This window comes from Lacinutrix chionoecetis, assembly GCF_053604665.1.
In genome coordinates this window covers 1-281 of record NZ_JBSHNQ010000033.1, presented here as the reverse complement: position 1 = coordinate 281, position 281 = coordinate 1, and the positions used below count along the sequence as shown (strand labels likewise).

The 281-nt window shown below is 44.1% G+C and carries 1 protein-coding gene; it reads right to left on the bottom strand.

Annotated features, from left to right (window positions below; genetic code table 11):
• On the bottom strand, positions 1–281 hold a 281-nt coding region (locus tag ACVC43_RS00170), incomplete at both ends, for a hypothetical protein (protein WP_452222550.1).

Sequence of the window (281 nt, the reverse complement as noted above, 5' to 3'; positions counted from 1 at the left end):
AGTAGCAACCACATATATGGTTTGCATATTTGCTACAATGTTAGCGTATGGGCTTGCTAAGGGATTGGTCATGGTCATGGCATCGTCCTGTGTTTCGTAATAGAGGATGCTAATGTCTGGTTCGCCATTGATAATAATAGTGGTTTGCGCGTCTAAATCGAACAGGGCAAAGCCATCGTTATCGTCATCACATTCTTCTACCACAACTGGCATGGCCACTGGTGATGGTAATGGGTTGACTCTTAAATCTAAGGTGATGGTGCTTACACAGCTGGTGTTGT